Source organism: Corynebacterium sp. NML98-0116 (assembly GCF_001767255.1).
GTDB classification, from domain to species: domain Bacteria; phylum Actinomycetota; class Actinomycetes; order Mycobacteriales; family Mycobacteriaceae; genus Corynebacterium; species Corynebacterium pseudogenitalium.
On sequence record NZ_CP017639.1, the window covers coordinates 2,114,022 to 2,127,072 of the forward strand.

Annotated in this window: 14 protein-coding genes; 6 read left to right on the forward strand and 8 right to left on the reverse strand. The window is 64.1% G+C overall.

Going from position 1 to position 13,051, the window contains the following annotated elements; all coding sequences use genetic code 11:
* Positions 1 to 6 precede the first annotated feature (6 nt).
* Positions 7 to 1,533 carry an adenylate/guanylate cyclase domain-containing protein gene (locus tag BJP05_RS09760; RefSeq protein WP_070363236.1) on the forward strand — a complete coding sequence of 509 codons (1,527 nt, stop codon included), beginning with the start codon at positions 7 to 9 and terminating at the stop codon, positions 1,531 to 1,533.
* 9 nt (positions 1,534 to 1,542) lie between these two features.
* Here the strand turns inward: BJP05_RS09760 and topA are convergent, their stop codons facing one another.
* Positions 1,543 to 4,395, reverse strand: a complete 2,853-nt coding sequence (topA, locus tag BJP05_RS09765) for a type I DNA topoisomerase (RefSeq protein WP_070363237.1) — start codon at positions 4,393 to 4,395, stop codon at positions 1,543 to 1,545.
* A gap of 156 nt (positions 4,396 to 4,551) precedes the next feature.
* Here topA and BJP05_RS09770 point away from each other — a divergent pair, with 156 nt between their 5' ends.
* Entirely contained in the window at positions 4,552 to 5,178 is a 627-nt protein-coding gene (locus tag BJP05_RS09770; RefSeq protein WP_070363238.1) for a DedA family protein, read from the forward strand.
* A 273-nt stretch (positions 5,179 to 5,451) separates the two neighbouring features.
* On the opposite strand, the gene BJP05_RS09775 is transcribed toward BJP05_RS09770, so the two are convergent.
* Positions 5,452 to 5,661 (reverse strand): molybdopterin-binding protein, encoded by a 210-nt coding sequence (locus tag BJP05_RS09775; RefSeq protein WP_070363239.1) that lies wholly within the window; start codon positions 5,659 to 5,661, stop codon positions 5,452 to 5,454.
* Between the two features lie 275 nt (positions 5,662 to 5,936).
* Positions 5,937 to 6,140, reverse strand: a complete 204-nt coding sequence (locus tag BJP05_RS09780) for a cold-shock protein (RefSeq protein ID WP_070363240.1) — start codon at positions 6,138 to 6,140, stop codon at positions 5,937 to 5,939.
* A gap of 158 nt (positions 6,141 to 6,298) precedes the next feature.
* Between BJP05_RS09780 and BJP05_RS09785 the strand changes: the two genes are divergently transcribed.
* The 4 genes from BJP05_RS09785 to BJP05_RS09800 all read left to right on the forward strand — a co-directional run bounded on the left by BJP05_RS09785 (position 6,299) and on the right by BJP05_RS09800 (position 10,887).
* Complete coding sequence (locus tag BJP05_RS09785; RefSeq protein WP_070363241.1) at positions 6,299 to 8,635, forward strand: DEAD/DEAH box helicase; 2,337 nt, start codon at positions 6,299 to 6,301, stop codon at positions 8,633 to 8,635.
* Positions 8,636 to 8,990: 355 nt separating this feature from the next.
* Positions 8,991 to 9,788, forward strand: coding sequence for a YwiC-like family protein (locus tag BJP05_RS09790; RefSeq protein WP_070363242.1), 798 nt, complete (start codon positions 8,991 to 8,993; stop codon positions 9,786 to 9,788).
* 422 nt (positions 9,789 to 10,210) lie between these two features.
* The gene (locus tag BJP05_RS11490; protein ID WP_240492752.1) at positions 10,211 to 10,555 is read left to right on the forward strand and encodes a hypothetical protein; all 345 of its coding nucleotides are present in this window, start codon (positions 10,211 to 10,213) and stop codon (positions 10,553 to 10,555) included.
* A 5-nt stretch (positions 10,556 to 10,560) separates the two neighbouring features.
* Positions 10,561 to 10,887 carry a type II toxin-antitoxin system HicB family antitoxin gene (locus BJP05_RS09800; protein ID WP_070363243.1) on the forward strand — a complete coding sequence of 109 codons (327 nt, stop codon included), beginning with the start codon at positions 10,561 to 10,563 and terminating at the stop codon, positions 10,885 to 10,887.
* A 56-nt stretch (positions 10,888 to 10,943) separates the two neighbouring features.
* Here the strand turns inward: BJP05_RS09800 and BJP05_RS09805 are convergent, their stop codons facing one another.
* Genes BJP05_RS09805 through BJP05_RS09825 form a run of 5 tightly spaced genes read right to left on the reverse strand, consistent with a single transcriptional unit; the run spans position 10,944 to position 13,006 of the window.
* Positions 10,944 to 11,267: an Rv3654c family TadE-like protein gene (locus BJP05_RS09805; RefSeq protein ID WP_070363244.1), complete on the reverse strand. Its 324-nt coding sequence runs from the start codon at positions 11,265 to 11,267 to the stop codon at positions 10,944 to 10,946.
* A gap of 2 nt (positions 11,268 to 11,269) precedes the next feature.
* Positions 11,270 to 11,533, reverse strand: coding sequence for a hypothetical protein (locus tag BJP05_RS09810; RefSeq protein WP_070363245.1), 264 nt, complete (start codon positions 11,531 to 11,533; stop codon positions 11,270 to 11,272).
* 3 nt (positions 11,534 to 11,536) lie between these two features.
* On the reverse strand, positions 11,537 to 11,749 hold the full coding sequence (locus BJP05_RS09815; RefSeq protein WP_070363246.1) for a DUF4244 domain-containing protein: 213 nt from the start codon (positions 11,747 to 11,749) through the stop codon (positions 11,537 to 11,539).
* A 34-nt stretch (positions 11,750 to 11,783) separates the two neighbouring features.
* A complete protein-coding gene (locus tag BJP05_RS09820) occupies positions 11,784 to 12,338 on the reverse strand; it encodes a type II secretion system F family protein (protein ID WP_070363247.1) in 555 nt (184 codons plus the stop codon).
* On the reverse strand, positions 12,335 to 13,006 hold the full coding sequence (locus BJP05_RS09825; RefSeq protein ID WP_145945275.1) for a type II secretion system F family protein: 672 nt from the start codon (positions 13,004 to 13,006) through the stop codon (positions 12,335 to 12,337). Before BJP05_RS09825 ends, BJP05_RS09820 begins: the two co-directional genes overlap by 4 nt.
* Positions 13,007 to 13,051: the final 45 nt, after the last annotated feature.

Consider the following 13,051-nt stretch of genomic DNA (forward strand, 5'->3'; position numbering starts at 1 on the left):
TACAGCATGGAACGATTCTGGCGCAGTTTCAAATGGCTGTGGGGCACCTCGTGGCCCCTCTACGCCGCAACTGTGCTCGGAACCAACGTCGTCGGCGCCGTGCTGATCATGCTGTTCGTGCGCTTCCTCATCCCCATGCGGGAGGTGCAGCAGCTCAACATTCACGACGAAAGCCTCGGTTTCCTCGGCGCGGCCTACTTCTGCTTTGCCATCTTCGTAGGCATCGTGGTCACGTTCTTCCTGTTCCGGCCGGTGCTGGAGTGGCAGCTCAGTCCCGATGACCACGACCCAAACATGGTGCGCAACCTGGTCATGCGCATCCCGGTGCTGCAGACCGTGATCGTGGTCGGGGTGTGGGCCATCGGCATCATGATCATCACTGTGGCCGCCTGGCGCATCGACCACCAGCTGGCAATCGTGACCTTAGGGTCTACGTCGCTGGCGTGCTTCGTCACTGCCGTGATGACATATCTGCAGGCAGAGCGCCTGGTGCGGCCGGTGGCGGCGTCGGCACTCGCGCGGCGCTTCGAGGACTCCACCCTGGAGCCGCCGATCAAGCACCGCCTATACCTGACGTGGTTCACCACCTCCGCCGTGCCAATGTTCGGAGTGCTCGCCCTGTTCTTCGCGCAGCGCCACGGCTTCTTCTACAACCGCCCCGGCGAGCTCATGCCTGCCGTGCTCGCGCTGACGCTCACCGCACTGGCCACCGGCTTCATCGGCACTGCGTTCGCCATCATGAGCGTGGTGGACCCCATCAAGGAGCTGCAGGAAGCCATCAATAAGGTGCGCCGCGGGGAGCGTAACACCCAGGTCGACATTTACGACGGCTCCGAAATCGGCGTACTACAAGCCGGGTTCAACGAGATGATGCGCGGCCTCAACGAGCGCCAGCGCGTCCGAGACATCTTCGGCCGCTACGTCGGCACCGAGGTCGCCCAGAAGGCGCTCGAGGAGAAGCCGGAGCTCGGCGGGGAGGACCGCCGCGTGGCCGTCGTATTCATCGACGTGATCGGCTCCACCACCTTCGCCGTCAACCACACCCCGGAGCAGGTCGTGGCCGCGCTGAACAACTTCTTCGAGATCGTCGTTGAGGTGGTGCACCGCAACAAGGGCGTGATCAACAAGTTCCAGGGCGACGCCGCGCTGGCCGTGTTCGGTGCGCCCGTCTCCATCCACGACGCCGCCTCCCACGCCCTCCAGGCCGCCCGCGAACTCCGCCGCGAACTGGCGGGCCTGGAACTGCAGGCAGGCATCGGGGTGGCCTCCGGGCACGTGGTCGCCGGCCACATCGGCGGCTCCGACCGCTTCGAATACACCGTGATCGGCGACGCCGTCAACGCCGCCGCCCGCCTCACCGAGCTGGCCAAGGACACCCCGGGCTGCGTGCTCACCAACGCCGCAACCCTGCGCGCCGCCAACGAGGTCGAGCAGCAGCGCTGGACGCTCATGAAGTCCGTGGAGCTGCGCGGGCGCAACCGCATGACGCAGCTGGCCCGCCCGGTGCGCTCCACTCTGGCGGACCGCTACTAGCCGCCCCGCTTACGAGCGCTTCGCGGCCTTCTTCGTCGCCTTCTTGCGCGTCGTCTTCTTCGTTGCCTTCTTCCGCGTGGTCTTGCGCGCGGCCTTCTTGGCTGGCTTCGGGTTCTCCGCCTCGCGGGCCCGGCGCGCGGACAGCAGCTCGTTCGCGCGCTCGTCCGTCATGGTCTCCGGGGTATCGCCACGCTGGAGGGACGCGTTGGTAGTGCCGTCGGTGACGTACGGTCCGAAGCGGCCGTCCTTAATGGACATCGGCTTGCCGGACACGTCGTTGTCGCCGAGCAGCTTCAGCGGCGCCTTCGCCGCCCCGCGCCCGCGGCGCTTCGGCTCCGCGTAGATGCGGCGTGCCTCGTCCAGCGTGATGCTGAAGATTTGCTCCTCGCTGGCCAGGGAGCGCGAGTCGGAACCCTTCTTCAGGTACGGGCCGTAGCGGCCGTTCTGCGCCGTGATCACTTCCCCATCGTCGACGCCCACCTCGCGCGGCAGGCTCAGCAGCTGCAGCGCCTGCTCAAGCGTGACAGAGGCCGGGTCCATCGACTGGAACAGAGACGCCGTCGCGGGCTTGAGCTGCTCGTCGACGAGCTCGGTCATGCGCTTTTCTTTCTGCTTCGCGGCAGTCTTGGTGTCCCAGTTCTTCTTCCGCTTGCCTTCTTCAGCGCGCTGCTTGTCCTCGGCGGCACGCTCCTCGGCGATGATTTCCTCGGCGTGGGCTTGCGCCTTCTCCAGCTCGTCGTCGCCGAGCTGCTCCGTGACGTACGGGCCGAAGCGGCCCTCCTTGGCCACCACCGTGCGCCCGTTGGCCGGGTTCACGCCCAGCTCACGGCCCGACTGCGGGGTGGCGAACAGTTTCTCCGCCAGCTCCAGGGTGACCTCATCAGGCGTGGTCGCCTCCGGGATGTTGGCGCGCTGGTACTCCGGCTCGCCCTCGGCGGTGACACCCACCTGGCGTTCCATGTACGGCCCGTAGCGGCCCACGCGCACGTTGACGGCGCGGCCCTCCGCGTCGTCGAAGAGTTTCAGCGAGTTGACCTGGCGGGCGTCGATACGCTCGAGGTTGTCCTCAATGATGTGCTTGAGACCACCGCGACGCGCAATCGCCTCAGCGGTGTTGTCGCTGGCGTCGGCGTCGCCGAAGTAGAAGCTAGTCAGCCAGCGGGTGCGGTCCTCGTTGCCGTGCGCGATCTCATCAAGCTCGTCTTCCATCGAGGACGTGAAGTCGTAGTCCACCAGGGCGTCGAAGTTGTTCTCCAACAGCCCAACCACAGAAAACGCCACCCAGCTAGGCACCAGCGCGTTGCCGCGGGAGAAGACGTAGCCGCGGTCCTGGATCGTCTTAATAATCGACGCATACGTCGACGGACGCCCAATCCCCAAGTCCTCCATCTTCTTCACCAGGCTCGCCTCCGTGTAGCGCGCCGGCGGGTTCGTGGAGTGTCCATCCGCCGAAATCGCGGTGGTCGGCAGTTCGTCGCCAGCGGTGAGCTGCGGCAAGTGCGTCTCACTGTCGCGGGTGTCCGAGTAGGCGCGCAGCCAACCCGGGAACGTAATCGTGCGGCCGGTCGCAGCAAACTCGGTATCGAAGTCGCCCGCGACCGTCACCTTCGTCGAGTTCCCGCGGGCGTTCTCCATCTGGGAGGCCACCGTGCGCTGCCAAATCAGCTCATAGAGCTTGAACTCCTCTGCGTCCAGCACCTTCGACAGCTGCCCCGGCGTAGCAAAACGCTCACCAGCAGGGCGGATCGCCTCGTGCGCTTCCTGCGAGTTTTTCACCTTCCGGTCGTAGATACGCGGCTTGTCCGCCACGTACTCCGCGCCGTACAGCTCCGTCGCCGCAGCTCGCGCCGCCGACAAGCCCTGCTGGGACAGCGACGTCGAGTCCGTACGCATATACGTAATGTGGCCGTTCTCGTACAGGCGCTGCGCAATACGCATCGTACGGGCCGACGTAAAGCGCAACTTCCGCCCGGCCTCCTGCTGCAGAGTGGACGTCATAAAGGGTGCGTACGGCTTGCGGCTGTACGGCTTGTCCTCCACGCTGCTCACCGTCATCGAGGTGCCCTTCAGCGCCCCAGCAAGCTCCTCCGCCACCTGCTTATCGACGACCACAATCCCCTCAGCCGACCCCTTCAGCCGACCGCGATCATCAAAGTCCTTCCCCTGCGCAATCCGCGAACCGTTAATCGCTACAAGCTTCGCATCAAACGCGGTGCCCCCGCCGTACGTCGCGGTCACATCCCAGTACTCCGCCGGGATAAACGCCATGCGCTCACGCTCACGCTCCACAATCACGCGCGTCGCCACCGACTGCACACGACCCGCCGACAACCTCGGCATGACCTTCTTCCACAACACCGGAGAGACCTCGTAGCCATACAACCGGTCCAGGATGCGACGGGTCTCCTGGGCGTCGACAAGATCCATATCCAGCTCACGGGTATTCTCCGCAGCCTCCCGAATCGCCGACTCCGTAATCTCGTTGAACACCATGCGCTCCACCGGCACCTTCGGCTTCAACGTCTCAAGCAAGTGCCACGCGATCGCCTCACCCTCACGGTCCGGGTCTGTCGCCAGCAGCAGCCTGTCCGCCTGCTTCAACTTCGCCTTCAGGTCGGTGACCTTCTTCTTCTTGTCAGGACTGACAACATATATAGGTGCAAACCCAGACTCCGGATTCACACCCAACTTCGCCCACGGTTCCTTCTTGTACTTCGCAGGGATGTCAGCAGCACGGCCCGGAAGATCACGAATGTGCCCCACGGAAGCTTCCACAATGTAGTCACTTCCCAGATACTTCTGGATCTTCTTCGCCTTCGTCGCGGACTCCACGATGACGAGGGTCTTGCCGTCTTCAGCCACGCTTCGTGACACCTCACTTCAAGAACTATGTTCGTTAACTCACATAAGTTGTATCAGACAATTAAATAGCAACCTTACAACTCCTCGTTTTCACCCCCACCAACTACACTGAACCCCCATGAGCACCATCGGGCACCCAAGGAGGTAAAACCCCAGATGATCGACTCCCTCATCGGCTTCCTCCACACCCTGATGGGCACACCCCTCTTCTACCCACTCGTCGTACTCCTCATCCTCGGCGACGCGCTGATCCCCCTCATCCCCTCCGAAACCGTCCTCAACCTCTCCGGCGCCTTCTCCGCATCCCAAGGCGTCCCCAACGCGTGGGGCATCATCGCCGCCGCCATCATCGGCGGCATCATCGGCGACAACATCTGCTTCCTCCTCGGCGGACGCCTCATCCACGTCGTCGACCGCCTCGACCCCAACTCCAAAGCCGGCCAAGCCATCGACTGGGTGCGCCGCAACATGAACCGCGGCGCCGGCATCACCGTCCTCGTCGCCAGGTTCCTACCCTGGGCACGCTGGGTTGCCACGATCGTGCTGGGCAGCGTGCGCTACAACTGGTTCGCCTTCTTCCTCTACGACACCATCGGCGTCATCATCTGGGCTTGCCTCTCCGTCGGCCTCGGCTACGCCGGCGGCTCCCTCCTTTCCGACTTCCCCCTCCTCGGCATGATCGTCGGCATCGCCCTCGGCGCCCTCGTTGGCTGGATCATGCAGCGCATTCAGTCCTACATCTTCGAACTTTTCGACGTCCGGCGCGGCGTCTCCGCCGTGTAGGTCTTGGCTGTGCGCCTGCTGCCTTGCCCTGCTGCCCTACCCTGCCCTGCGCTGCGCACCAAATTCCTTGTTTTGCACTGGGGCCTCAGCGTTTCCCCAGGCCACGGATGCTGAGTGTAGGAATTTGGTGTCTACTACCCCAAGCCTGACACCAGATTCCCGCTTTTCAACAAGGCCCCTCGACGTTTCCCCAGGTCGCGTACCCTGCCGGAATTTGGTGCAGGCATGCAAACGCCCCGGCCGAAACCGGGGCTGCTTGCTCAGCAAAACGTCCTACTCGACGCCCACCATCACATCGGACGCCTTGATCACGGCATATGCCTCCTGGCCTACCTTGAGACCAAGGTTTTCAACAGACGCCTTGGTGATATCGGAAGTAATGGTCAAACCGCCTGCAACCTCGATATGCACAATCGCGTTGACTGCGCCTTCTTCGATAGCGGTGATAGTTCCCTTGATCTGATTACGTGCGCTAAGTTTCATACGTGCAAGTATAACGCCGAATTCTGGGGTGCATCATGGGCCACGTGCACCAAATTCCCGCTTTTCACCAAGGGCCCTCGGCGTTTCCCCAGGTCACGGATGCTGAGTGCAGGAATGTGGTGTCTACTGCCCCGAGCCTGACACCAAATTCCCTCTTTCGAGAGAAACCGGCAACGTTTCCCCAGGTCGCAACCCTCGCGTAAGGGAATTTGGTGCGCGGGCAACACCCGCAAAGCAAAAACCCCGGCCGAAGCCGGGGCATGCACCTATATAGATTAGAGAGCGGTGACCTGCTGGGCCTGTGGGCCCTTGGCGCCCTCGCCGATTTCGAACTCGACCTTCTGGTTCTCCTCGAGGGTGCGGAAGCCGCTGCCCTGGATCTCGGAGTAGTGGACGAAGACGTCGGCGGAGCCGTCGTCGGGAGCGATGAAGCCGAAGCCCTTTTCTGCGTTAAACCACTTCACGATGCCTGTAGCCATTGGTGTGTTCCCTTTCAAAAGATGGATAAATGAAGCCGTCCACCAGGGCTGATGTCCTGGCGCCCGCGTAAACAATCCCTCGCGAGCACCGTTGAAGGCGCGCACAAAATTTGTTACTGCCAACCAGTGTGCCACAAACTGGCATACTTTGCTGTGTCATGAAGCAGGATTTTTGTTCTTTTGGGGGCGAGCTCGTTCGCGGGCTTCGCGAGCAGTTCCCCCACTCCACGATCACGCACGTGGAGGAGATTCCGGCGCGCCCGGCGGAGTACGGCGAGTGGCCCGAGTGGGTGCATCCGGCGCTGCGTCACGCGCTGGAGGAGCGCGGTGTGCAGCGGTTGTTTCGCCATCAGCAGCAGTGCGCCGAGGCGGCCTGGCGGGGTGAGGACGTTGTGGTGGCGACGGGGACGTCGTCAGGTAAGTCGTTGGGGTATCAGCTGCCGGTGCTGTCTGCGTTGGCGGCGGACGAGCGGGCGTGTGCGCTCTACATCACGCCGACGAAAGCGTTGGGGTCGGATCAGTTGCAGGCGACACTTGCCTTGACGAAGGATCTGCCTGGGATTACGCCGGCGCCGTATGACGGGGATACGCCGGTTGATGCGCGGCGCGCGATTCGGGATCAGTCGCGGTTTGTGTTCACGAATCCTGACATGCTGCACGCGAGCATCCTTGGTTCGCATGAGCGGTGGGCGCGCCTGTTGCGCCACCTGCGCTTCATCGTGGTGGATGAGTCGCACACCTATCGAGGGGTGTTCGGCGCCAATGTGTCCCTCGTTTTTCGACGCCTGCTTCGCCTCGCCCGCGCGTACGGTTCGGAGCCGACGTTGGTGTTTGCGTCGGCGACGTCGGCGGCCCCGGCGGAGCACGCGGAGCTGTTGTGCGGCAGGCCGGTTCGGGCGGTGGATGTGGACACGGCGCCGACGGGCGAGCGCACCGTGGTGTTGTGGGAGCCGGGTTTCATCGAGGGCGCGGAGGGTGAGCACGGCGCCCCGGTGAGGTACGCGGCGACGACGGAGGCGGCGTCGATAATGGGCTGGTTGGTGCGTGAGGGGGCGCGGACCTTGACGTTTGTGCGCTCGCGGCCGGCGGCGGAGATTGTGGCGATGCGCGCGCAGGAGGACTTGAGTGCTGCGGGGCGGCCGGATTTCGCGCGGCGGATCGCGGCGTATCGGGCGGGCTATCTGGCGGAGGACCGTCGTGCGCTGGAGCGCGCCCTGGACGAGGGCGACATCCTGGGCATGGCCACGACGAACGCGCTCGAGCTGGGAATCGACGTCGGCGGGCTCGACGCCGTGGTGATGGCGGGCTATCCGGGTACGGTGGCGTCGTTTCGGCAGCAGGCGGGCCGGGCGGGACGCCGCGGGCAGGGCTCACTGGTGGTGCTCGTTGCCCGCGACGAGCCGATGGATGCCTTCCTGGTGCACCACCCCGCGGCGCTGCTGGGACGCCCGGTGGAGCGCAGCGTGTTCAACCCGTCGAACCCGTACATCCTGCGCGGCCACCTCTACCACGCAGCACACGAGCGCCCGCTGACCTCGAAGGACGTCGACGACTTCGGCGCCCACGACGTGGTGGAGCAAATGTGCGAGGAGGGCCTGCTGCGCAAGCGCCCTCGCGGCTGGTTCCCCGCACCTGACGCGGAGGTGACCGTCTCTATCCGCGGCGGTGCTGGCGCCGAGGTGATGATCGTGGACGTCAGCGACGGTCGCCTTTTGGGCACCATCGATGCCGCCCGCGCCCTCACCCAGGTCCACGAGGGCGCCGTGTATGTGCACCAGGGTGAGCACTTCGTGGTGCAGGAACTCAACCTGGACGACTACGTTGCGCTCGTGGAGCCCGCGCAGCCCGACTACACCACCCGCGCCCGCTCCACGACGGACATCCGCATCCTGGGCGAGGCCCACGAGACCCACCAGCTGGCGAAGGGCGTGTGGGTGGCCAGCGTGGACGTCGAGGTCACCGACCGCGTCACCGGCTACGTTGTCCGCCTGGCGGACGGCTCAGTCAGCGAGCACATCCCACTGGACCTGCCCGCGCAGCACCTGGAGACCCGAGCGGTGGCCTACACGATCGACCCCCTGGTGCTGGACTCGCTAGGCATCAGCGCGGGCGAGGTGCCCGGCGCGCTGCACGCCGCGGAGCACGCGGCGATCGGGCTGCTGCCGCTCATCGCCACGTGTGACCGCTGGGACATCGGCGGCGTATCGACGGCCCTCCACCAAGACACACTGCTGCCCACAGTGTTCGTGTACGACGGCCACCCCGGCGGCGCCGGCATGAGCGACGAAGGCTTCGCCCGCTTCCACACGTGGATCACCGCCACCTACGGCGCAGTGGAGTCCTGCCCGTGCGAGCACGGCTGCCCGTCCTGCATCCAGTCTCCAAAGTGCGGCAACGGGAATCAGCCGCTGGATAAGCAGGCGGCGCTGAAGGTGTTGGGGCTCCTGAGCAAGGCGTCATCCGTGGACGCAGAAAACCGGGAATTTGGTGCATAGATCGGGGAGCGAGTGACAAAGGACGCAATCCGGTCGGCCGAATCCGGCAAAAGCCCAGGTCGCAAAAAGTGGGTTGCGTCCTTTGTCACTCGGTTCTGCTGGGGTGACACCAAATCCCTTTGCGCAGGGGTCGCGACCTGGGGAAACGCCACGGCGCCATCCCGAAAAGCGGGATTTTGGTGCACACCTTGGCGCAGCACGCACCAAAATCCATCACAGCCCCTAGCGAGCGGAAATGCTATCCTTTACCTCGAAAGCCCCGGAACGATCCCTGCACTACGAAAGTAGGAGTAAATCGCCGGGGTTACTGGTTTTCAGCTTAATCATAGTCCTTTTGATTGATACACTGCGGGGCATGGATAAACGCACACTCCGCATGTGGATCCCAAACCAGCACGGCGCGTGGGCAATGGCGCTCACCCCCGCCATTGTGGGGACCCTCGGCGTCGCGTTCGGCACCGAGCGCTTCCCGGCCGCGATCGTGTGGTTGTTGATTGCGTGGTTTATCGGATACTGCGCGTTCTTCACGTTCGGCCAGGCGGCCCGGGCACGCACTGTGGAGCGGCGCCGCCAGTACATGCCGCCAGTACTCACCTACGGAGCGATCTCCCTGGTCGCGGTAGCGATCGTGGTCATGCAGGATCCGTCGGTGCTCAGGTGGGCGTGGTGCTACGCCCCACTGGTCGGCATCGCTGTGTGGGAAACACTGCAACGCAGACCGCGCTCGCTGGCCAGTGGCGCAGCGACGACGGTCGCCTCCGCACTACTGGTCGCGGTGATCGCGCACCTAGCCGGGTTGCCGACTGATTGGTCCAGCCCGGCGATCGTCGCGACGACGTTTTTGGCGCTCTACTTCACCGGGACGGTGCCGCTGGTCAAGACAATGGTGCGTGACCGCGGCAGCAGCGCCATGTTGGCGTTCAGTATCGGCTACCACGTGGTGGCAATCGTGGTGATGGTCGTATATACCGTCCTTGTTGGGTTCGGTTGGTGGATGGTTGCGGTACTGGTGTTGGCGCTGGCCCGCGCAGTGTACTTCCCACTGAGCGCGCGTCGCGGAAAGCGGTGGACTGCCAAGGACATCGGCAAGGCGGAGGTTGTGCCGTGCGTCCTGGCGGCGCTCGCGGCACTTGGGGTGCTGCTCACCGGATAGAGCGGCGCCTGACCAGATTGAGCAGGGTGTATCACAGATCTTCCGCTTCTCTGGCGGTAAAGCTGGGATACTGTAGTTTATGTCCTCTCGAAAAATTCTGCTTCGTCCAGAGTATAGCCATCCAAGCTCTTTATGGCCGTCTAAAGAACTAGTAGTCTCTGAGCCTAAAAACCTAGGGTTCTATCTTCCTGAGGAGATAGGGATTAAGCCAGCTTTAGGAAACGAAATCCTTGAGTGGACGAGGGAATTTCAGGATAATTTTCTCGAGAAACCCGATAGCTTTCATCAGCGCCCGCGCTGGAAAGACCAATTCGATAGATTTCAATGGTATGACGCGGGCTGGGATATCACGTACGCCTTGAGAGATTCATTCCCATCGACGCAGATCATTCCCCGGTTTTCGCAATTTGTTTTTTCCATCAATGAGCGAAGAGAGAATTTCGGAAAGCAGCCACTATGCCTTCCCGGGGACGAACGGGAAGGGTACGTGTCCATCAAGGAATGTCGGGAATAATGAAGAATTGTGGATCGCGCCGTCTGGGACAAATATTGCGAACCAAAACCTAAATAAGTTCAAGGGCTTCTTACCCGCGCCGATATATGCTTTTCCTCATAAAATAATCGATGTTCAAACCTACAAGACCCCGTGGCCGGGTGACCCTCGTGTCAATATTCAAAATGCGAAGGGCAAGGCCAAGCCATATCAAGTGAACCAGGTTCTCGAAGCAATTGAGAAACTAGGCACGCAGAAGAGTGAATCGGAGTAGCCAGCATGGACATCAATAAGTACACCTATCAAGTCTCCTGGTCGGAAGAAGATCAGGAGTACGTGGCGACCGTGGCTGAGTTCCCCTCATTGTCTTGGCTGGATGCAGATCGGCACCAGGCCGAGCGCGGTTTGATTGATCTTGTGACTGAGGTTGTCGAAGACATGGAGGCCTCCGGCGAGGTGGTTCCCGTGCCATTGGGGAGTCGTAACTATTCGGGGAAGTTCAACGTGCGCACGTCTCCGTCGCTGCATCGGCGGTTGGTTATCGCCGCTAAAACAGAGGGAATTTCTCTCAACGCACTAGTCAATCAAAAACTCGCGTCCGTCTAACTGGCGCACAGACCACACGCGCACTGAGATGCTCACGACGAGACGCCACTCACCTGCTAGACCGGCCCGGCGCGCGCCTTCTGCACGGCCCGGCCGACGCGCACGCTGACCTGCACGTCCGGCCCGTCAACCTCGCACGTGTCGACGCTTCCACCGTTGGCCTGGGCGGTGTCGTTGGCGGTGGAGCAGGCCTCGACACCTTGGTAGAGGGCGGTGGCCGCGGCGACAGCTGCGAGGTCGGCGGCGACGCGCGCCCGATGGGTGTTCGCCACCCCGGCAACCACCGCCGCAACCGCAAGAGCCAGCGCGGTCACCGCGGCGATGATGCCCGCCGTGGTGACAGATGCGGAGCCTTCGTCGCTTCGGAGTTGACCAAGCATGTCTAGCCTCCGAACTCGGTTGGGAAGACGGCGGTGGCCTCCATGCCGCGCACGCGGGCGGTCACGGTGACCATGCCGCCGCGTTCCTGGGTGGTCACGCGCCCGGCGGGCGGGTCGTAGTCCAGGCCGATGGCGTGCGCGCGGGCTGCGGCCCCGGCGATGTCCACCGCCGAGATGTAGGCGCCCATCGCGGCCAGCGCCGCCACGATCACACCGGCGACGACCACCAGGGCGCTCAGGGAGAGCGCTGCCTCGATGGTGTTCATGGGCTAGCCCGGCTTGTTGGTCAGCGCGTCGGTGATCACGCCTTCGATGGCGTCGGAGACGCCGTTGCTGGTGACCACCATGTAGAGCACCCCGGCAAGGGCCGCGGCAGCCAAAGTACCAAAGGCGTATTCGATGGTCGAAAGCCCGTCGTCGTTGGATAGTTTCGCCTGCATGCGCGTGATAATTCGGGCAGCTGCAGCGTGAACAAGATTCATAGACATTTTTATCTCCTTATTAGTTGTTGGTGTTTTAAAACAGGGTTTGGCCCAGGCTGACCACCACGGGCGCCAAGCCGAGGACGAAGAACGCCGGCAGGAAGAAGGCAGTCAGCGGGAGTGCGATGAGCACCCCGGCGCGCTCGGCGCGGGCGGTGGCGTGGTCGGCGGCGTCTGCGGTCAGGCTGACCGCGATGCGCTCGCAACCCGCGGCGAGGGTTGCACCCGTGGCATTAGATAAAGCCACCAGGTGCGCGAGCTCCTCCCCGCCCGGCACCGCGTGTAGCTCCGCCCAGGCGCGTGTCGGGTCGACCCCGAGTGCGCTGAGCGCCGCCACGGTGTGCCAGGGGCTTGGGCCCTCGCCGTGGGTGTCGGCCACTGCGCCCGCGGCGGCTGCAACCGGCAGGCCTGCGCGGCAGCACGCCGCGAAGAGCCGGATGTCGGTTGCGCTCCTGCCGGGGCTTGGCGACGGCCCGTCCCGCGGGCTCTTCGGCGCACGGGGCACGTCGCGCCCCACCCGGCCGCGCGGGCTGTGTCCGGCGACGACCATCGCGCCAGCGATACATACAGCGCTAACAAACGTACTCATTGGGTTGCCCTTTCGATGATGTGTTGTGAAGTACAGAAACCGGCCCCCACCAGCGCGGTGCCGACGATGAGCAGCACCCCGCCCAGGTTGGTCCCGGCCAAAAAGTGCAGCGGGCGCGCCCCCATCGCGGCACCCATCCCGATCCCGGCCAGGGGGAGCAGGGAGAGCACCACCGCGCTCGTTTTCGGTCCGGCCAGCGCCGCGGCGGTGGCGGCGCGGTGGCGCAGCGCAGCGTCGATCTCCTCGCGGGCGGCGGAAACCAGGGAGGCGATCGGCACGCCGCGTTGCACCCCGACCCGCCACAGGGCCTCCACGCGGGACAGCTCCGGGGTGCGCAGGCCTGCGGCGTCGCCTGTGCGTAGCACGTGGCAGAACAGGGAGGCGTCGGCTCGAAGGTCGGTGGGGGTGGTGTCGGGGAGTTGGTCGGTGGCGCGCAGCGTGGCGTCGAGAAGCGAGGAACCTGCCTGCAGGCTGGCGCTGATGTGGCCGAGGAACTGCGAGGCCGCCTCCTGGCGCCGCACCAACGCCTGCCCGGCGCGGCGTCGCGAGTAGGCGTAGAGTGCCGTCGCCCCGACGAGCGCTGCAGCGATGACCACCGCCGCACGATCCGTCACGATGACCAGCAGCGCCACCGCGAGCGCCACCGGCGGCACCCACCCCCAGGACACCGCGCGCGAGCGAATCCGGCGCGCGGGTACCCCTCCCGTCCAGGC

Bases quoted from the DNA above. Each gene is read 5' to 3' on its own strand.
- BJP05_RS09800 (WP_070363243.1), top strand. From the start codon at position 10,561: ATGGACATCAATAAGTACACCTATCAAGTCTCCTGGTCGGAAGAAGAT.
- BJP05_RS09770 (WP_070363238.1), top strand. From the start codon at position 4,552: ATGATCGACTCCCTCATCGGCTTCCTCCACACCCTGATGGGCACACCC.
- BJP05_RS09815 (WP_070363246.1), bottom strand. From the start codon at position 11,749: ATGAATCTTGTTCACGCTGCAGCTGCCCGAATTATCACGCGCATGCAG.
- BJP05_RS09780 (WP_070363240.1), bottom strand. From the start codon at position 6,140: ATGGCTACAGGCATCGTGAAGTGGTTTAACGCAGAAAAGGGCTTCGGC.
- BJP05_RS11490 (WP_240492752.1), top strand. From the start codon at position 10,211: ATGAGCGAAGAGAGAATTTCGGAAAGCAGCCACTATGCCTTCCCGGGG.
- BJP05_RS09820 (WP_070363247.1), bottom strand. From the start codon at position 12,338: ATGAGTACGTTTGTTAGCGCTGTATGTATCGCTGGCGCGATGGTCGTC.
- BJP05_RS09785 (WP_070363241.1), top strand. From the start codon at position 6,299: ATGAAGCAGGATTTTTGTTCTTTTGGGGGCGAGCTCGTTCGCGGGCTT.
- BJP05_RS09760 (WP_070363236.1), top strand. From the start codon at position 7: ATGGAACGATTCTGGCGCAGTTTCAAATGGCTGTGGGGCACCTCGTGG.
- BJP05_RS09790 (WP_070363242.1), top strand. From the start codon at position 8,991: ATGGATAAACGCACACTCCGCATGTGGATCCCAAACCAGCACGGCGCG.
- BJP05_RS09805 (WP_070363244.1), bottom strand. From the start codon at position 11,267: ATGCTTGGTCAACTCCGAAGCGACGAAGGCTCCGCATCTGTCACCACG.
- BJP05_RS09810 (WP_070363245.1), bottom strand. From the start codon at position 11,533: ATGAACACCATCGAGGCAGCGCTCTCCCTGAGCGCCCTGGTGGTCGTC.
- BJP05_RS09775 (WP_070363239.1), bottom strand. From the start codon at position 5,661: ATGAAACTTAGCGCACGTAATCAGATCAAGGGAACTATCACCGCTATC.